The organism is Thalassospira sp. MCCC 1A01428, from assembly GCF_002115825.1.
Lineage (GTDB): Bacteria > Pseudomonadota > Alphaproteobacteria > Rhodospirillales > Thalassospiraceae > Thalassospira.
Genome location: NZ_JFJZ01000021.1, coordinates 37,259 through 55,903 on the forward strand (window position 1 = coordinate 37,259; position 18,645 = coordinate 55,903).

12 protein-coding genes are annotated in these 18,645 nt (G+C 52.4%); 6 read left to right on the forward strand and 6 right to left on the reverse strand.

Annotation, left to right across the window (positions count from 1 at the left end):
- Position 1: 1 nt before the first annotated feature.
- The gene (gene msbA, locus THS27_RS15735; RefSeq protein WP_085592611.1) at positions 2-1,765 is read right to left on the reverse strand and encodes a lipid A export permease/ATP-binding protein MsbA; all 1,764 of its coding nucleotides are present in this window, start codon (positions 1,763-1,765) and stop codon (positions 2-4) included.
- 297 nt (positions 1,766-2,062) lie between these two features.
- Here msbA and THS27_RS15745 point away from each other — a divergent pair, with 297 nt between their 5' ends.
- Positions 2,063-2,911 carry a hypothetical protein gene (locus tag THS27_RS15745; RefSeq protein ID WP_085592522.1) on the forward strand — a complete coding sequence of 283 codons (849 nt, stop codon included), beginning with the start codon at positions 2,063-2,065 and terminating at the stop codon, positions 2,909-2,911.
- Positions 2,912-2,913: 2 nt separating this feature from the next.
- Here THS27_RS15745 and THS27_RS15750 read toward each other — a convergent pair whose 3' ends face one another.
- Positions 2,914-4,053 carry a glycosyltransferase family 1 protein gene (locus THS27_RS15750; RefSeq protein WP_085592524.1) on the reverse strand — a complete coding sequence of 380 codons (1,140 nt, stop codon included), beginning with the start codon at positions 4,051-4,053 and terminating at the stop codon, positions 2,914-2,916.
- Positions 4,050-4,985 carry a UDP-2,3-diacylglucosamine diphosphatase gene (locus THS27_RS15755; RefSeq protein ID WP_085592526.1) on the reverse strand — a complete coding sequence of 312 codons (936 nt, stop codon included), beginning with the start codon at positions 4,983-4,985 and terminating at the stop codon, positions 4,050-4,052. Before THS27_RS15755 ends, THS27_RS15750 begins: the two co-directional genes overlap by 4 nt.
- Before the next feature lie 203 nt (positions 4,986-5,188).
- Between THS27_RS15755 and THS27_RS15760 the strand changes: the two genes are divergently transcribed.
- Positions 5,189-6,142, forward strand: a complete 954-nt coding sequence (locus tag THS27_RS15760; RefSeq protein ID WP_085592527.1) for a diacylglycerol kinase family protein — start codon at positions 5,189-5,191, stop codon at positions 6,140-6,142.
- A 166-nt stretch (positions 6,143-6,308) separates the two neighbouring features.
- Here THS27_RS15760 and THS27_RS15765 read toward each other — a convergent pair whose 3' ends face one another.
- Together THS27_RS15765 and THS27_RS15770 are read right to left on the reverse strand one after the other, a co-directional pair.
- Positions 6,309-8,015: a methyl-accepting chemotaxis protein gene (locus THS27_RS15765; protein ID WP_085592529.1), complete on the reverse strand. Its 1,707-nt coding sequence runs from the start codon at positions 8,013-8,015 to the stop codon at positions 6,309-6,311.
- 231 nt (positions 8,016-8,246) lie between these two features.
- Complete coding sequence (locus THS27_RS15770) at positions 8,247-10,232, reverse strand: choline BCCT transporter BetT (RefSeq protein ID WP_085592531.1); 1,986 nt, start codon at positions 10,230-10,232, stop codon at positions 8,247-8,249.
- 732 nt (positions 10,233-10,964) lie between these two features.
- On the opposite strand from THS27_RS15770, the gene THS27_RS15780 reads away from it, so the two are divergent.
- Positions 10,965-12,971 carry a methyl-accepting chemotaxis protein gene (locus tag THS27_RS15780; RefSeq protein ID WP_168184914.1) on the forward strand — a complete coding sequence of 669 codons (2,007 nt, stop codon included), beginning with the start codon at positions 10,965-10,967 and terminating at the stop codon, positions 12,969-12,971.
- A 321-nt stretch (positions 12,972-13,292) separates the two neighbouring features.
- Positions 13,293-15,251 (forward strand): methyl-accepting chemotaxis protein, encoded by a 1,959-nt coding sequence (locus tag THS27_RS15785; protein WP_168184915.1) that lies wholly within the window; start codon positions 13,293-13,295, stop codon positions 15,249-15,251.
- Positions 15,252-15,488: 237 nt separating this feature from the next.
- On the opposite strand, the gene THS27_RS15790 is transcribed toward THS27_RS15785, so the two are convergent.
- The gene (locus THS27_RS15790) at positions 15,489-16,838 is read right to left on the reverse strand and encodes a TldD/PmbA family protein (RefSeq protein ID WP_085592539.1); all 1,350 of its coding nucleotides are present in this window, start codon (positions 16,836-16,838) and stop codon (positions 15,489-15,491) included.
- Between the two features lie 143 nt (positions 16,839-16,981).
- Between THS27_RS15790 and THS27_RS15795 the strand changes: the two genes are divergently transcribed.
- Entirely contained in the window at positions 16,982-17,728 is a 747-nt protein-coding gene (locus tag THS27_RS15795) for a 2OG-Fe(II) oxygenase (RefSeq protein ID WP_085592541.1), read from the forward strand.
- A 184-nt stretch (positions 17,729-17,912) separates the two neighbouring features.
- Complete coding sequence (locus THS27_RS15800; RefSeq protein WP_139835605.1) at positions 17,913-18,629, forward strand: hypothetical protein; 717 nt, start codon at positions 17,913-17,915, stop codon at positions 18,627-18,629.
- The last annotated feature ends 16 nt before the right edge of the window (positions 18,630-18,645 follow it).

Below are 18,645 nucleotides of genomic sequence, written 5' to 3' on the forward strand. Positions count from 1 at the left end.
CTCAGTCCTGATTTGCCACCATCTGCGGGTTTTTACCCGGTTCTTCGGAAAATTGCAGGTTATACAGGTTGGCATAGGCGCCGCCAAGGGCAAGTAACTCTTCGTGTTTTCCCTGTTCGATCAGCTTGCCACGATGAATAACACAAATTTTGTCAGCATCGATAATCGTTGACAGGCGATGCGCAATCACCAGCGTTGTCCGGTCTTTCATCAGATGGGCAAGGGCCGTTTGAATGTGGCGTTCGGACTCTGTATCAAGTGCCGAGGTTGCTTCATCAAGCAGCAGGATCGGGGCGTTTTTAAGCATCGCCCGGGCAATGGCAATGCGCTGGCGTTGTCCACCCGAAAGTTTGACGCCATGTTCCCCAACAATGGTGTCATAGCCGTTTTCAAGCTGCATGATAAAATCGTGGGCTGCGGCATTGCGTGCCGCTTCCTCGATTTCGGCTTCGCTGGCACCGGATCTGCCATAGGCGATGTTGGACCGAACCGTATCGTCAAACAGGGAAATTTCCTGACTGACCAGCGCTGTTGCCTGGCGCAGGCTGGCAAGTTTCACATCGCGAATATCCTGCCCGTCAACCGAGATACTGCCATTGTTGATGTCGTAAAACCGCGGGATCAGGTTCAGAATGGTTGATTTCCCGGCACCCGATTGTCCGACAAGGGCCACGGTCTGCCCGGCGGCGATATCCAGGTTAATGCCGCTAAGGGCATTGTTTTCGCCGTCTTCACCATAGGTGAAATCAACATTATCAAACCGAACGGCCCCCCCCGAAACAGCCAGTGCCTTTGCATCGGGTTTGTCTTTAATATCTGGTTCGATATCCAGAATGGTGAAAACCCGTTGCGATGCTGCAAGGCCAGCCTGCAAATTCATGTTGATATTGGCCAGGCGTTTGACTGGCTCATAGGCCATTAACAGGGCGGTAATGAACGCAAAAAAACCGCCTGCGTCGTTGCTGCCCTCGATCACCCGGTAACCACCATAAACAATGATGGCGGTAACGGCGACGCCACCCAGTGTTTCCATAATGGGGGATGAGCGCGCCCGGACTTTTTGTGCCTTGAAATTCAGATGGAAGATATAATCAACCAGTTTGCCGACCCGGGTGCTTTCATATTCTTCCATGCCATAGGCTTTGACATGACGAACGCCTTGAAAGGTTTGTTCCAGCAAGGTGGCAAATTCGCCAATTTGTTGCTGCGTGTTTGCCGACACTTTCCGCATGCGTTTGCCAAGGCGCGCAATGGGAAGAATGGCGATCGGGAACACAAAAATGGCAATGAAGGCCAGTTGCCAGTCTTTGAAGAACATCACCGCGATCAGAAAAATTGCCGACATCAGGTCTTTGCCAAACCCGGTCAGGCTTTCGGATACGGCGGATCGCATGGCACCAACGTCGCTGGTAAAGCGCGCAATCAGTTTGCCGCTGTTCGTACCATGGAAAAAACCAATATCCAGGCTCATGACATGGTTATAAAGCCGGTTTTGAATGTCGGCCAGAATGCGCCCGCCGACATAGCTCATCATCACGGCCTGCCCATAATTGCCAAAGCCCTTAAGGGCAAAGGTGATTAAAACCGCAGCCCCGACCGGAAACAGCATGGCCCCGTTTTTGTTGATGAAAATTTCATTGATCACCGGGTCCATCAGCCAGGCAGACGCGCCGGTTGTCGCCGCGACGACCACCATGAATAACAGGGCCAGAACAATTTTACCGATATAGGGGCGAACCGCCTCACGAACGATCCGTTTGACCATCGGCCATGTATTCCAATGATCGCTGGTATGGTCGATATTTTGCTTGGACAAGAAGATATTCCTGGTTGTTGTGGCACAGCTTGGTGAAACCGGATTTTTCCGGCGGGTTGCCCCTGTTTTGCCTTTTATCAAGGCCCAATTCTGCCCGATTTTCCGTGCAGTTTGCTACCACGGTGATGGCTTGACGGCAAGTATCCGTATGTCGCCAGGCACAGGCTGGCATCGGGAAAATCGTACAGCACCGCAAAAGTCATGCACCGCATTGCAGGTTATATGGTTCGTTTAAAAAAATAAGAAATGAGCAAACACCTTAAAAATACGATTGAATGTACTCTGTCGCACGGGCCGGGTGCCCGTGTGTTTCCATTGTGTTGGCACGGCCAACGTTTGTGGGTCAAACAGGCTGTCGCCCCGAAACAAAAGGTATGGCACCGTTTTCAACGTGCTGCCGCCGGTATATTGGCGGTTCCAATGTTGCGCCCTACTGTTTCGCCTGGCGGTTGTCGCGGGTTGCGTTTTGAAACCAGCCATTTATTGCGCATGCGCGACCACGGCGTTCATGTTCCTGAACTGGTTATGATCGATGATGACTGGATTGTGCTGCGCGATAATGGCCACATCCTGAAAGATCAGATCAAGGCGGCGGTTGCAGCGGGTGACACAGCTAAAACCTGTGACCTGATTGAAAGGGCCGCAACCGGATTGGCCGATTTACATGCCCGTGAGTGCGCCCATGGCGCGCCATTGTTGCGTAACATCACGATTTGCAAGGATGGCAGCACCGGGTTTATCGATTTTGAAGAAGACCCGGAAGGATGCATGCTAATCGCCGATGCGCAGGCACGCGACGTTTTGCTGTTTTTGTTTTCAATCCAGCGTGAAATAAAAAAACGGCCCGATCTTTTACAACTGGGATGGCATAAATATCAGTTGCATGCAGGTCGCAATGCAGCGCCCTTGCGGCCACTGGCAACGGTGCTGCATCGGATTTTCCCGGTCTATTTAGTGCTGCTATTGTTCCGCCGCTGGCTGGGCACCGATGCCATTACCGCGTTGCAAACATATCAAACCCTGTATCGCGATGTCGGGTCACTTGCGGGCAACCCGCGCATTGGTGACAATAGCAACAACAGCACAATCCAATAAAATTATTGGGCAGGCTGGGGCTGCGGAATATCGCTTTGCGGGGCGCTTGTCGCTCCTGCGATGAGGGGACTGTCTTGTGCCGTGCCGGTGCCCAGGCCTTCGGAAAGGGTAATTCTGGCGGCGACTTCGCCATTAAACCCGCCCGAAAACGGGGCCAGGTTGTGCAAAAACTGTTGAGCCGAATGATGCCAGCTATATTTTTCAGCCAGGGCGCGGGCATCGGCGCGGTTCAGTTTTAAGGCATCAAGGGCGGCCTGGCGCAAATCGTCGTTGATGGCGCCTGCCTTGGTGCCGCGTACAATGTCGGCAGGGCCTTGCACCGGGAAAACGGCAACCGGTGTGCCCGATGCCAGGGCTTCAAGAATGACCAGCCCGAAGGTATCTGTTTTGCTGGGAAAGACAAAAACATCGGCCGAGGCAAAGGCAACAGCCAGGCTTTCGCCGGTTTTTTTGCCCAGAAACTGCGCCTGGGGATGTTTTTGTTTCAATTCGTTTAGCTGGGGGCCGTCCCCGACGACAAATTTGGTGCCGGGCAGGTCAAGGTTCAGAAAATGTCCGATATTTTTTTCGACTGCGACCCGACCAACAAACAGCCAGTGTGGTTTTGGAAAATCGCCAAAGCTGGCATGTTCGCGCGGGTGAAACAGCGATAAATCCACCCCGCGTGACCAGATTTGCAAATTGTCAAACCCCCATTGGGTCAGTTCATCGCGCAGGGAATCTGTGGCGACCATTACCGATTGTGATTTGCCATGAAACCGGCGCATCCCGCGATAGGAAATGGAAAGCGGCAATTTGGTCCGCGCGTGAAGGTATTCAGGGAACCGGGTATGATAGGCGGTTGAAAACGGTAATTTGCGTTTCAGGCAATAGGCGCGGGCCGCCTGGCCAAGGGGGCCTTCGGTTGAAATATGAATGGCAACAGGTTGCATCGCGTCAATCATGCGCGACAATTTGCGCCGGGGAAAAATGGCCAGCCGGATTTCCGGGTAAGTCGGGCAGGGAATGGTTGTAAACTGATCGGGCGAAATGACGCGAACGTCATGTCCGTCGGCAATCAGTTCGTCACGCACGGTTTCCAGCGTTCTGACAACGCCATTGACTTGCGGGCGCCAGGCATCGCTGACAATCAGAATTCTCATGCTGTTTTTCCCATGGGGGTGTTTTGCGTTTGCGCGCCCGAAGCGCGGCCTTTCCCCGAATGTGCGGACGTGGATTGTGGTGTGGCACTTCGAAACAGGGACATTAACCGTCCCAGGCCCAGGCTTGCCGGGGTGGTGCTATTGGCATCGGACGGGCCAATATAGGACATCGCCATATTGCGCATTTCAGCCCAGTGCAACAATTCAAGCTCGCCGTCCCTGTGTTCGACAAGGGCGGTGCAACTTTCAACCCAGTCGCCGTCATTGCAATACAGAACCTTGCCGATCATGCGTTTTTCGGCGTGGTGAATATGGCCGCAAACCACCCCGTCAACCTTGCGTTTGGTTGCGGCGTGGGCCACGGCGGTTTCAAAGTCGCAAATGAACTGAACCGCGTTTTTAACCCGGTTTTTAAGATACGCCGATAGCGACCAGTAGCCGTAACCCAGTTTGCGCCGGGCAGCGTTGAAATACCGGTTCAGCATGATGGCAAGGTTATAGGCCGTGTCGCCCAGATAGGCGAGCCAGCGGGCATATTTGACAACCCCGTCAAATTCGTCGCCATGTATGACCAGCAGGCGTTTGCCATCGGCGGTGGTGTGAATGTCGTTCATGCGGACATCGACATGACCAAATGTCATATCGACAAATTCACGGGCAAATTCATCATGGTTGCCGGGCACGAAGATAACCTTCGCACCATTTTTGGCCTTTTCCATGATGTTGGTGATGACGGCATGGTGGCTTTCCGGCCAGTACCAGCTTTTTTTCAGTCGCCAACCATCAATGATGTCGCCGACCAGGTAGTAGGTATCGGCCGTGACTTCATTTAAAAAATCCACCAGCAATTCTGCTTGGCAACCGCGTGTTCCCAGATGTACATCAGAAATCCACACCGTGCGGTAATGCGGTTTCGTGTTCATTGCTGTCATCGTTGCCCTCCATGTCCCCATTCAAAGGATGGTCAGGCACCGTTTTATTGGGCTCGACCACTATCTGAATAAAACAAAAAGAGCGAACACATAACCCGTTCACATAAATTTATCAGTATTGAAAGGATTTTGTTACATGTTTACTTTTGTATAAGGGGGTAAAGAAAATATTTTTCATTTTTATTACAGGTAATATTTGTTTCATGTCTGATGATGGCATCACGATTATTTTTAACCCGCGTGCCGGTGGTAACAAACAGCGGTTTTTGTCATCTATACTTCAGCGGGCAGGGGTAAAAGTTGAATTATTACAAACAACTCATCCCGGTCATGCCCGAGAACTGGCAAAGCGGGTACGCGCCGGGCGGCGGTTATATGTCGCGGGTGGGGATGGATCGTTAAACGAGGCCTTGAATGGTTTGCTTGATGCGCAAATCGATGGTCACGACGTTCCGCCATTGGGAATCATTCCGTTGGGAACGGCAAATGTGCTGGCCGTGGAAGTTGGTCTGGGCGTAAATACGCGGGCGGTTGCCAGCTATATCAACGACCCGGTTCATGTCTGGGTGCGACCCGGTTTGGTAAACGGGCGTGCGTTTTTTCTGATGGTCGGTATCGGTGCCGATGCCGACACGGTGGCAAATGTATCGCTGAAATTAAAACGGCTGATTGGCAAGGGGGCCTATGTGCTTGAAGGGCTGCGCAATATTGCCTTTCCCCGCCATCGCGATTTCGAGGTTAATATCGGTCGTGACCAATACCGGGTGGCCGGGGTGGTTGCCACCCATGCCAGCCATTATGGCGGCAAGTTTATCATTTCGCCGCAGGCCAGCCTGACCGATAACAAGCTGGATGTGGTTCTAATGCCCGCCAGCGGCAGCCTGGCAACCGCACGCTATGGGCTGGCCTTAACAATGAACCGCCTTTTTCGCCAATCCGACGTCAGCGTGATCCGCACCGAACGGTTAACAATCACCAGCCATTGTGGCCCCGCCCCCGTGCAGATCGACGGGGAAAGTGCCGGGCAAATGCCCTGTGAAATCAGCCTGTCGCCCTATCCGGTGCGGCTGATGGTGCCTCGCGCCTATCCCGGGGTCACCGCAGGGTCCTCTTCCACGCAGGCCGAACCGCTAAAAATAGCCGGTACCGCCCAATAGTTACATTTCATCTGGAGCGGCGGCAGGTGGCCTGACAGGAAACATGACATCTGCTTTTGTCGCCACAGTCCCTGTCATGTTCCCCGATATTGATGGCCTTTTCCGTACTGCTACGGTCCGGGTTTTTCGATTATGTGCGTAGCCCTGTGTCGGGTCTGTTTTAGCCCTAACCTGCGCGGACCTTGGCAATGAAGTTATCGACCTCGCGGCGTAAATTTTCGGCCGAGGTTGAAAGCTCGCGTGCGCTTGATAAAACCTGCCCTGCTGCAGCCCCGCCTTCGTTCGCGGCTTCGCTGACTTGCGATATGGCGGCGGAAACGTCGTGTGTGCCAGCCGAGGCCTGGGCAATATTGCGGGCAATTTCCTCGGTGGCGGCGTTTTGTTCCTCAACAGACGATGAAATTGAGGAAGATGTTTCGCGGGTGCGTGAAATGACATCGGAAATATCGCGAATGGCATCGACCGTGGTCTGAGTGACATTTTGAACTTCGGCGATATGGCTGGTAATGTTATCCGTTGCCTTTGCCGTTTGAGTTGCCAGGTTTTTTACTTCGGATGCCACCACGGCAAAGCCTTTGCCTGCATCTCCGGCGCGGGCGGCCTCGATGGTGGCGTTCAGGGCCAGAAGGTTGGTTTGGGCGGCAATATCCTGAATAAGATTAACGACTTCACCGATTTTTTGAACTGATTCGACCAGGCTTTCGGCGGTTTTTTGGGTTTCGAGGCCTTTTTCGACGGCCATTTGTGTCACATCAGACGAATTTGAAACCTGTTCACCAATTTCGCGCACGGATGCGGCCAGTTCTTCGCAGGCGGTCGCAACAGTTTCAACATTGGTGCTGGCCTGTGTGGCCGCGGCGGACACATTACTGGACTGGCTGTTGGTTTCATCCAGCGTCCCTGTCAGGACTTGAGCGGCTGTTTCCAGTTCGGTCGCTGTTGATGCCACGATGGTCACAATCGCGCCAACTGTCTGTTCAAACTGGTTGGCAAGATCTTCCATGATCCGGCGCTTGTCCTCTTGTGCCTGTTGTTCGGCACGTTCGGCGGCTTCTTCCATTTCGCGGTTGCGGGCCATATTGGTTTTGAAAATTTCCATTGCACCGGCAATCTGGCCAATTTCGTCAGCCCGGTCCGTGCCGTAAACCTCGACATCCAGGTTGTTGTTGGCCAGTTCTTTCAAGGCGACGACAATTTTGCGGATCGGCGATACGATACCAAATCTGGCAATGATGATCCCCAAACCCAGCCCGAGGGCAAGGCCGCCAATGGCGACAATTATGGTAATTGTAACACCAGTGCCAAATGCCGTGTTTGCCGCCGCAATGGATGTGTCCAGGCGTTTTTCGGCATAGGTAACATAGGCACGGATACTGTTGTTCAGGTCGCGGGCCCCTTCGCGGTTGGCGCGTGCAATGCCAACCAGTGAACCGGCAAGGTCGCCGCTATCAGTGCCTGTGAGGCTGCTGTTTGCCGTTTGCAGCAACTTTCCCACCCCCTGGCGATAAACCTGATAGCGGTTTTGAACATCTTCCAGCAGCGCAAGACGTTTCGGGCCTGCCGTCTTCGATGTTTCAGCGAGAATATTTTCGAACTCCGCGCTTTCGCGGGTAATGGTTTTGTTCAATTCGGTGATGGTCTCGGGGGTGGGGTCAGCTGCAATGCGAAATTCGGCCCGGTTCAGGGATGTCACCAGCTTTGTCAGTCGCAGCCCATCAAGGGCCTCGTTGCCGGCAGCTTCCTGCACCCGGGACGACTGATTCATGGTGTTGAGGCTGTAATAACCGTTGGCAGATATGGCAATAATCGCGATGCCAAGAACGGCAATAATGGCGAATATCTTGGTTGCTATACCGAATTTTCCCAGCTGCATGTGTCGTCCCCCGATATGGAAGGTGTGAAAATGCTGATTAATCGTCTACCGAGATACCAAATAAGTAATGGCCACTTTTGTTATAGTTAATTATGATTTAATCATCTTAAGGTTGGGTATCAAGTCGGAAAACGGTATTGACAGGCATTTGTCAGGCTATACGACATCTCTGTTATTGCTGGCGGGGTAAAACCCGGCATCCTTCAGATATGGATGCCGGGTTTTCAGATGTTATGCTGTTGCAGACGAATGCAGGAAATGCCGGTGTTTTTCGTAATGGTTCAACACATCGGCGATAACCTGTTCCTTGTTGTAACCAAACACGTCGTAATCCTGCCCGCCATCAAGCAGGAAGACCTCGGCGCGGTAGTATTTGTTTGTTTTTGCCGGCGATTTGCTTTCAGGAAAGGCGAAATCGGGCAGTGAATAACTGCGCAAACGTACGCCATAGACAAAATCCTGAACATCGCCATGGGATATTTCCAGCCGAACTTCCATGTCATCATGGCTAACATTTACGTTCAGGTCCGACCCGCGCAATTCCATGGCAACGGCATCAAGGGCGGGAATGGCTGTTTCACCCAGGAATGTTTTGCATCTGTCCAGCCGCGGGTAACTGACAATGGTTTGTAACCGGGTTTTCCACGGCACATGCGCGCCATGCACCGATGTTACCGGTGCCAGTCCCATGCTGTATTTCTTCAGCTTTTCCAGTCTTAGCCCTTTTAGCAGGCCATAACAGACAAACAACATGACAATGGAAAAGGGCAGTGCTGCAGTAAGCGATGCGGTTTGCAAGGCATTCAGCCCCCCCATCACCAGCAGCACAGCGGCAACAACACCCTCGGTAACGGCCCAGAAAACCCGCTGCCAAACTGGCGGGTCTTCCTGACCACCCGATGTAATGATGTCAATCACCAATGAACCTGAATCCGATGATGTAACAAAGAAGGTCACCACCAGAATGGTTGCCAGCAGGGACGAAACACTGGCGAACGGAAAGTTTTCGAGGAATTTGAACAGGGCTGTTGAAATATCGGCACCGACGGCGTCTGAAATGGCCCCGGCCGCAGGCCCCATATCAAGCCACATCGCGGCATTACCAAAAAACGTTAGCCAGATAAAGGTAAAGCCAACCGGTACAAACAGCACGCCGATAACAAATTCACGAATGGTCCGGCCCCGTGAAACGCGGGCAATGAACATGCCCACAAACGGCGACCACGCAATCCACCAGGCCCAGTAAAACAGGGTCCAGCCGCCAATCCAGTCATTGGGTTCATAGGCAAACAGGTTAAAGGTTTTGTTGACGACTTCGCTAAGATACAGGCCAACATTTTGGACAAGGGTTTGCAGCAGATAAACTGTCGGGCCAACCAGCAACACAAACAGCAACAGGGCCAGCGCCAAAAACAGATTCAGTTCAGACAGGCGTTTGATCCCGCTATCAAGGCCCGCAACCACGGACATGGTTGCACAGCCGGTAATAACGGCAATCAGGATTAACTGGGTAATTTCGGATTGGGGAACATCAAACAGATAATGCAGCCCGGAATTAACCTGTAAAACCCCCAGCCCCAGGGAGGTTGCCACACCAAACATGGTGCCAAGAACGGCAAAAATATCAACCGTATGGCCAATCGGCCCGCGAATGCGTTCGCCGATCAACGGATACAGGGCTGAACGCACTGTTAACGGTAAATTATGCCGAAAACTGAAATAGGCCAGCGACATGCCCATAACGGCGTAAATCGCCCATGCATGAATGCCCCAGTGGAAAAATGTAATCGACATGGCTTCGCGGGCAGCATCCATGGTGCCACCATCGCCAATGGGCGGGTTGTCGTAATGTAATACCGGTTCGGCAACCCCATAAAACATCAACCCGATGCCCATGCCAGCACTAAACAGCATGGCAAACCAGGATGTGTAACTGTAATCAGGTTCGGAATCATCGGGTCCCAGCTTGATTTCACCATAGGAGCTGACGGCCAGCCCCAACGAGAAAAACAAAAACACAGCAACGCTGAGCATATAGAACCAGCCAAAATTACCGGTTAACCATGACTGTACGCTGTCAAAGGTACCTTTGGCGGTTTCGGGCATGGTGATGGTGAATAAAACCACCAGAAAAATCAAAATCGCAGACCCGAAAAAAACAGGCGGGCATAGTTGCGATTTGGGTTTTTCAGCCACGTCGTTGTCGGACGATGACATTCAATTTTCTCCAAATATTCGGTTTTTCGACAGGCCCCGGCGGGGCCGGCGCGGTTCGCCGTTCTTTGGGAATGGTTTCGCCTTTGATGCACGTTTGGCAGGGTGTTGCCGGTCGGGCATAGCGCCCGTTTTGCTGCCTCAACGTGTATCGAAACATCTCCCCTGCCACATGGACCCAACCGGCACGTTGCAACGGTTGCTCAAACGTTTTCGGGTTTGTGTCAGAGGCTCCCTTATTCCTGAACGCGAGCAATAACAGCTTTGTTCCATAACCATTAAGGGGTGTTCCGGGCGCGGTGCTATCAGGCTGGAAGGGGTTTTACGCGGGGTGGCGGTGCTTTTTTTCAGGGGCAATCAGGGTAAATTTACAGTCCCAATATGGGGACTGTGCCGGGTTGCGAAACAGGATAGACATAAGACCGTCACCACAGCGAAAGTCACGCTGGCAGCGGGTTTTACCGTTAAAGAGAATTCGCCGGCAGCCGGCTGATATGTGCTGTGATCCTCCCTTATCCGGTTTTGTAAACCGGACAGGCATTCGGATATTTCCGGGCTTTGCCTCTAACTCGGCCGCACTTTATCCCCGTGAAGTGCGGTCTTTTTTTTGCGCGGGTTTTGACACTCCCCAAATGTGGATATTGCGAAATTATGCGTCTGTATAGATTGGCCAGGTGAATGGTTATTGCCTGCAACGGCGATATGCGGATAGCGGCAGAAACAAGGAACAATCAAATGTCGAATTTAAAAATTCGCACCAAAATATTTATTGGCTTTGCCGTTGTCCTGGCCGTTCTTCTTTCGGCGCTGGCTTTTTCTGGCTACAGTTTTTTTACGGTTTCCCAGGACGTGAAAAAATATGCCCTAAGCGTTGAAGAGGCGACCCTGACCTCTCATATCGAGGCAAATTTTGTAAAACTGCGGCTACATGCCCGCGAGTTTGCCTATTCCGGCCGCGAAAAGGATGCCGAAGCCGTACGCAAGGCTGCGCGTGATTTGCAGCCTCTTATTGAGGCGGCCCGCGCGGTTTTTATCAACAAGGCTCATATTGATGCACTTGATACAATGGAGCGGGATCTGAACGCCTACCTGGAAAATTTTGACCGGGCCAAAAAACTTAGCGACGAATATCGATCCGTTATCCTTAAAAGGCTGGAGCCGAACGGCGAACGTATGATTGCCAACCTTGGTCATATTATTGATCTGGCCAAAAACCGGGATGACACCGGTATGATGGACCAGGCTGCAAAAGCCCGGGAACACGCACTTCTGGCGCGCTTATATGCCAACATCCTGATCGGGCGCAAAGATGACAGCTTTGGGGAACGTGCTGCAAACGAGTTCGAAGCCCTGAGCAAAAGTTTTGATAAATTATCTGAACAGGGGATTGAGCAGGAGCAACAAAAGGCACTCGATGATTCCCGGCAGGTCTTTGACGAATATCGCAAGGCATTTGACATTATACGCAGTGACGAACGCCAGATTGTTGAACTGATCGATGGCGATATGGCCAAAGCGGCCGAGGTTATTGTTTATAATGCCGAAGCTTTACTGGACGATTTTCAACGTATTGAACAAAATATTCGTCAATCAACCGAGACTACAATTAAGTCGACAATGATTGACATGCTGATCGCAGGCCTTGCGGGTCTTGTTGTTGGGGTGGTTCTTGCCCTGGTATTGGGGGTTCGGTTGTCTCAGCCGGTCATGCGGATTACCGAAACCATGCGCCGGCTGGCGAACAATGACTTCGACGTTGTTATTCCCGCCACCGACCAGAAAGATGAAATTGGCAGCATGGCGCGGTCGGTTGAGGTGTTTCGCCAAAATACATTGCGGGCGCGAGAACTGGAAGAACAGGCGGTTGAACAGGAACGTCTGGCTGTTATCGAGCGCCGGGAAATGATGAACCGTACCGCTGAAAACTTTAATATCAGTGTTGGCGAAATTTTGCACATTGTTGCGGCCGCTTCGACCGAACTGCAAGCGACATCGGCCAGTATGGTTGGCCTGGTTGTTGAAGCTGGCAGTCAATCCAATACCGTTGTCGGTGCCACCGAGGAAGCCAGCAGCAATGTCAGTTCTGTTGCGGCGGCAACCGAACAACTGAATGCATCGATTGACGAAATTAACCGCCAGGTCAGCCTGTCTTCGAAGTTGATGCAGACAGCGGTTGACCAGGCATCGTCAACGCAGAAGACAATGGAAGAATTGTCCAACGCGGCCAATGGTATTGCATCTGTTCTGGAGCTGATTACCGAAATTGCCGAACAAACAAATCTTTTGGCGCTAAATGCCACGATTGAAGCCGCACGTGCAGGCGAGGCCGGTAAGGGATTTGCAGTTGTTGCAAGCGAGGTCAAGGCATTGGCTGTTCAGACAACCAAGGCGACACAGGAAATTTCCGATCAGATTGTGAACGTTCAGAAACGAACCGGTGATGCTGTCAGCATGGTCAGTATTGTACGCAAATCAGTCGCAGAGATGGATGGAATTTCGTCAAATATTGCCGCAGCGATCGAGGAACAGAATGTTGCCACCCGTGAGATTGCTTATAACATCAGCCAGGCTGCGGAAGGCACCAGGGTTGTTAGTGAAAGTATCGGCAATGTTAATTCCACGGTAAACGAAGTCGGTGCGGCATCCGAAGCGGTTCAGGCGGCAACCGAAAGCCTGTCAAAGAACTTTGTGGTTCTGCGACAGGCAACCGACAAATTTGTTTCCGTCATCCAGGCAGCATAGGGATTGAACCCGGGTTAAATATCTATTTCCGATTTTGTCTCCTGAACCTTGATCCAGCTGCGAAAGCAGCTGGATTTTTTTATGCGATCCATCCTCCTGGATAGGTCCGTTTCCTATCCTTATGCGCCAACCGGCATGTATTGAAATATAGGTTAGCGACGTCAAATATAACCTTTGATGGCAATTGTTCATACAAAAACGCCGTATTGGCGAAGCGGCGACGGGCTCGTTGGGCCGCATTCGCGGTAAGTTTTCGGGGGAAAGCCTTATATGTTTGCGCATCTAAGAATCAGAACGAAAATCGTTCTCGGGTTTTCTGTTGTGTTACTGGTTTTGCTTGCTGCGCTGGTTTATTCCTATGCCAGCTTTGTTGTTGTGTCGCATGGCGTCGGAGAGTTTTCAGAGAAGGTTGATCAGGCGAGCTTAACCGCGCGCATTGAATCGCGATTTATCCGTTTGGGGCTGCATGCACGGGAATTTGCCAATACCGCGAATAATGCTGATGCCGAGGCTGTTTTTCAACTGGCCGACGGAATTTTACCAATGCTGGAGCAGGCCCGGTCCCGCCTGACCGATCCTGAAGATCTTGCCCGTATCGCTCAGATGGAAGCTGATCTGGCGTCTTATATCAGCGATTTTTCCCGTGCCAGAGCGCTAAGCGATGAATATCACGGCCTGATCCTGGATAAAATGGAACCGGACGGTGAAAAAATTGTTGCCGAGCTTGGCCAGATTATTGCCGCAGCAATAGCCAGCGGGGACACTGCCACGATTACCGAAGCAGTAGCGGCGCGGGAACATGCGTTACTGGCCAGGCTATATGCCAATATCCTTATTGGTCGCCAGGATGACAGTTTTGGAGAACAGGCCGCCGCCGAATTTGCCAAACTTGAAAAATCGTTTGATGTTCTTGGAAAATCGGCAGGTGTCATCGGGCAAGACAAGGTGGTGGCAAGTGCTACCAGCCTGTTGGGCGATTACCGCAATGTATTTGAAGCCGTGCGCCATGACGAGGTGCAAATTGCATTGCTTGTTAATAATGATATGGCAAAGGCCACCCAGGCAATTGTTGAAAATGCCGAAAGCCTTTTGAGCCATCTGACTGCTGGCGAAGAGGCAATCCGCCAGTCGATGACAGCTGGTATTTCTTTGGCCGAAAAGGAAATTGTTGCGGCCTCGCTGATTGGTGTGATTTTAGGGTTCACGATTGCAATTATTTTGGGAACCCGCATTTCACAACCAATTATGGGCATTGCCGGGGTGATGCATCGATTGTCTGATAATGACCTTGCCGTCGAGGTGCCGGCCCGCAACCGGTCGGATGAAATCGGGGAAATGTGCAATGCGGTTCAGGTGTTCAAGGAAGGTGCCATTCGCAATCACGAACTGGAAGCAGAGGCAAAGTTGCAGGAAACGCGCATGGCGGAACAACGCCGTGAGTTGATGCATCGTACTGCCGATGATTTTCAATCCAGTGTTGGCAAAATTGTCGAGGCAGTGGCCGCCGCATCGGTAGAATTGCAGGCCACCGCCAATTCAATGTCCTCTCTTGCTGAAGGTGCATCCCACCGGACGACAGCGGTTGCCTCGGCAACCGAGGAAGCCAGCAGCAATGTCAATTCGGTGGCTGCCGCAACCGAGCAGCTTAATATGGCGATTGGCGAAATTAACCGGCAGGTTACGCTATCGACCGATATGATGCGCAAGGCGGTGGATCAGGCGCAATCAACCTATGGCTCGATGCGCGAATTGATGGATGCAACCCAAAGCACTGATCAGGTTTTGAAAATTATTTCCGATATTGCTGAACAAACCAACTTACTGGCCCTGAATGCCACCATTGAAGCCGCACGGGCGGGGGATGCCGGGCGCGGGTTTGCCGTTGTTGCAACCGAGGTGAAAAACCTGGCCGAACAAACCGCCAAAGCCATTGGCGATATTGGTAATCAGCTGGAAAATGTTCAGGCCCGAACCCGGCGTGCGGCGACCGATGTCGAGGATATTGGCAAAACCATTCATGATATGGACGGTATAGCAGCGGCGATTGCATCCGCGATCGAGGAACAAAGTGTGGCAACCAGGGAAATTGCCCACAATGTTGAACAGGCAGCATCGGGCACCTCTATTGTCAGTGCCAATATTACCGGGGTTAGCGAAGCTGTCAGTGAAACCGGGGCGGCTGCACAGCAGGTTTTGGGCGCGGCCAGTATGCTGTCGGAAAACTTCACCGAATTACGCGGGGCAACCGAACAGTTCATGACAACCATTCGCGCGGCATAGGTTTATTTCGGGGCAATAAAATGCCGTTCCGTGGTGGTGTTCGGGATTGGCGAGCAACGTTAGCTTTCGGGTGTTTCGTTGAAACGACGCTTGATCATCTCCCCGCATCCTTCAGTGATGCGGGGAGATTGTTTTTAAATCAGGCATCGTGGCTTGCACCATCAAGGCCGCAACCGTTTGGTCCGGGCCGATGAGCGGCCCTGTGGACCCGTGTTGCCCCAATACGGCACAGGGATGTTATTGCCCGGCGATTGTCAGGCCATCAATGCGCAGGGTTGGGGCGTTGGTGCCATATTTAAAGGTCAAATCACTGGCTGGCGTAACGGATTTGAACATTTCCTTTAAATTTCCCGCCACGGTAATTTCCGAAACCGGATAGGCCAGTTCGCCATTTTCAATCCAGTAGCCCGACGCGCCGCGTGAATAGTCGCCCGTAACGCCATTCACACTGCTGCCGATCATTTCGGTCACATACAAGCCCTGTTTCACATCCTTGATCATGTCGGCCGGGCTGATGGTGCCCGGTTCCATGTAAAGGTTGGTGGTCGACGGGCCGGGCAGGCTGCCTGCCCCGCGTGATGCGTTACCGGTTGATTTCAGGCCCAGCTGGCGGGCAGACCGCAAATCCATGATCCAGGTTTTCAAAACCCCGTTTTCAACCAGATTGCGCTTCATATTGGCAACCCCTTCGGCATCAAACGGTTTGGAACGAAGGCCGCGTTTACGATGGGGGTCATCAACAATGGTGATGTTGGGGCCGAAAATTTCCTTGTCCATCATGCTGATCAGGAAACTGGTGCCGCGTGCAATGCCCGACCCGTTAATGGCACCGGCGAGATGCCCAACGATGGAGGCGGAAACCCGCGGGTCCATAATGATCGGCACCTGCATGCTTTTGATTTTGCGCGGGTTGAGGCGACGCAGGGTTTTTTCGGCGGCCATGCGGCCAATATCGGCAGGGTCGCGAAGGTCGGTTGAAAAAACCGCACTGTCATAATCATAATCGCGTTCCATTGCCGTGCCGGTCCCGGCCAGCACGGATACCGAAATGTGGCTGCCGCTGCCGGCATAGCTGTTGGCAAAGCCATTGGTGGCGGCCAGTGTAATCTGGTGGCGGCCCCATCCGGCATCCGCCCCTTCGGAATTGGTAATGCCATCGACCGAGCGCGCGGCTTCTTCACACGCTGCCGCCCAGGATATCAGTTTATCCTGGTCTACTTCGCCCGGTTCGCACAACTCCAACCCGTCAATATCAAATGTTTCGGCCAGTTCTGACGGGTCGGCAATGCCGCAAAACGGGTCGTCCAGAGCATTTTTTGCCATGGCAACACAGCGTTCGACCAGTTCGTCAAGGGCGCTGTCGCTGGTGTCTGACGATGAAACAACCGCCTGTTTCTTGCCAATCAGCACCCGCAACCCCAGATCGGCCCCTTCGGAGCGTTCCAGTTTTTCCAGTTTGCCCAACCGTTGAGCCACCGAAAGCGATGTGCCTTCGACATAAACGGCATCCGCGTCATCTGCGCCGGCCTTTTTCGCACGGGCCAACAGGTCATTGATGCGATCAAGCGTCATTTCAGTTTTGGGCATTGATATTCCTTTTCACACAAAGTGTCTTATCACCGTTATAGGTAGCCAAGTGCCAATGCGCAAAGGGGAACAGCCCAATTTGATGGTTTTGGGGAAAATTTCGCCTATAGTTTGAACTTGCTGCGACAAATGAGGGGATTGTTATGAAGGGCACCATTCTGGAAAATGCCGGCCGGGCCGAAATTCGCCAGGCACCGTTTCCGCATATGGTGATTGATAATGCCCTTGATCCGGCCCTGTTCGATGCGTTGCAGGCCAGTCGCCCAACCATGATGGACCAGCAAGCCGGGGCCAGCCGCAAAGGTAATGTGCGAATGCCCATATCGGCCCGTATGTTTCGCGATCTGGAATTTTATCCGTCCTGTTGGCGTGCCTTTACCGCCCGACATGTTCAGGCGGATATTTATTTTGCCATTCGCACCCTGTTTGGCAATTCATGGCCCGAAAACCAGCCGCAATTATCGCCTGCTGATGCCCGGTTTGGCCTGATGGAGGCAGACGATTTTGAGCATTACGATGTTTTGTGTGATGCGCGGCTGGAACTGATCAGCCCCGGCAAAGTATATGGCAGCCATCGCCGCGCCCATCTTGATGCACCAAACCGGCTGTTTTCGGCATTGTTGTATTTTCGCGATGCGGTTGATGACACAAAAGGCGGCGGGTTGGATTTGTTTGCCTGGAAAAACGGTCCGACGGATAATGCCGGCACAACCTTCGAGATAGACGAAAATGCCGTGGAATGCCGGGTTAATGTGCCCTACCGGGCCAACCAATTGGTTATTTTCCCCAATAGCATCCATGCCCTGCATGGATCAGAGCCGCGTGATGCAGGGCCGCATGAACGGGCCTATGTGTTTATTACTGCTGAAATGCGTGATGACTGGATGTAACCGTGGCAGGTCATAATCAAAATTGGTCATGTTCTGAATAATTTTATTCTGTAACTTTAGCGCATCTGTAAATTTTAATCTTGCCCTGCGATAGTGGCGCGAACATTTACGCGCCTGCCTTTAAATGCGTCTGACGTGATTGGCAGTATATTTTCAAAACCGGGCACGCCTGACGGAGACAACAATGCCGAAACTTGCCACCTGTTATATTCTTTATGGCCTGACCGGTCTTGTTGCTGCCACCCAGATTTCCCAGGCTCAGGCGGGAACTGCAGGAACTGCGGGAAACGCTCAACCCGGGCAGGTCGTGAACAAACCGGGGATTGCGGGGGAAACGGCGTCATCTGGTAAGATGTCGACGGCAACGGATACAAAAAGTATCGCGCAGGGAACGGCAAATGCCGCCATTAGCGCACCTGCGGATAATCAGACAAACCACGATGACCAGGCAGGCCCGGTAACCGACAATGACCTGTATCGCGAGATGCGTATGCAGGCCGGTCAATATGCCGCCCGCAACATGCATCAAATTCTGGTCGGGGATTTTACCTGTGATGGCCAAATTGACCGCATTGCCGGCTGGGTTGACCGCGATAATCCCGAAGGGCCGTTTTTTGATGTGTTATTTGTGACGCGCGATGGCGGAAAGCTAAGCTCGGAAATGAAGCTGATTCCCTTTGCACAAGATAAACAGTTTGCCTTGTGTGTGGCCGATGATACCGCCCCGCCCCCCATGAGCTGGCAACAGGTTGAACCTGATTATGTGCGTGATGTTGTGGGCAATGCCAATTTATGCACCACTGCTGTCCGGGTTGAGGATTTTATTTGTGATGCCCCGCAATTTTACTGGAATAAAAAAGCCGATGAAAACGGTGATCATTGGGTGTTTTATCGTAACTGAAAATGAAACGGTGTAT

Coding starts and splice junctions, on each gene's coding strand:
- msbA (WP_085592611.1), bottom strand. CDS start 1,765: ATGGTCAAACGGATCGTTCGTGAGGCGGTTCGCCCCTATATCGGTAAA.
- THS27_RS15745 (WP_085592522.1), top strand. CDS start 2,063: ATGAGCAAACACCTTAAAAATACGATTGAATGTACTCTGTCGCACGGG.
- THS27_RS15750 (WP_085592524.1), bottom strand. CDS start 4,053: ATGAGAATTCTGATTGTCAGCGATGCCTGGCGCCCGCAAGTCAATGGC.
- THS27_RS15755 (WP_085592526.1), bottom strand. CDS start 4,985: ATGACAGCAATGAACACGAAACCGCATTACCGCACGGTGTGGATTTCT.
- THS27_RS15760 (WP_085592527.1), top strand. CDS start 5,189: ATGTCTGATGATGGCATCACGATTATTTTTAACCCGCGTGCCGGTGGT.
- THS27_RS15765 (WP_085592529.1), bottom strand. CDS start 8,015: ATGCAGCTGGGAAAATTCGGTATAGCAACCAAGATATTCGCCATTATT.
- THS27_RS15770 (WP_085592531.1), bottom strand. CDS start 10,232: ATGTCATCGTCCGACAACGACGTGGCTGAAAAACCCAAATCGCAACTA.
- THS27_RS15780 (WP_168184914.1), top strand. CDS start 10,965: ATGTCGAATTTAAAAATTCGCACCAAAATATTTATTGGCTTTGCCGTT.
- THS27_RS15790 (WP_085592539.1), bottom strand. CDS start 16,838: ATGCCCAAAACTGAAATGACGCTTGATCGCATCAATGACCTGTTGGCC.
- THS27_RS15795 (WP_085592541.1), top strand. CDS start 16,982: ATGAAGGGCACCATTCTGGAAAATGCCGGCCGGGCCGAAATTCGCCAG.
- THS27_RS15800 (WP_139835605.1), top strand. CDS start 17,913: ATGCCGAAACTTGCCACCTGTTATATTCTTTATGGCCTGACCGGTCTT.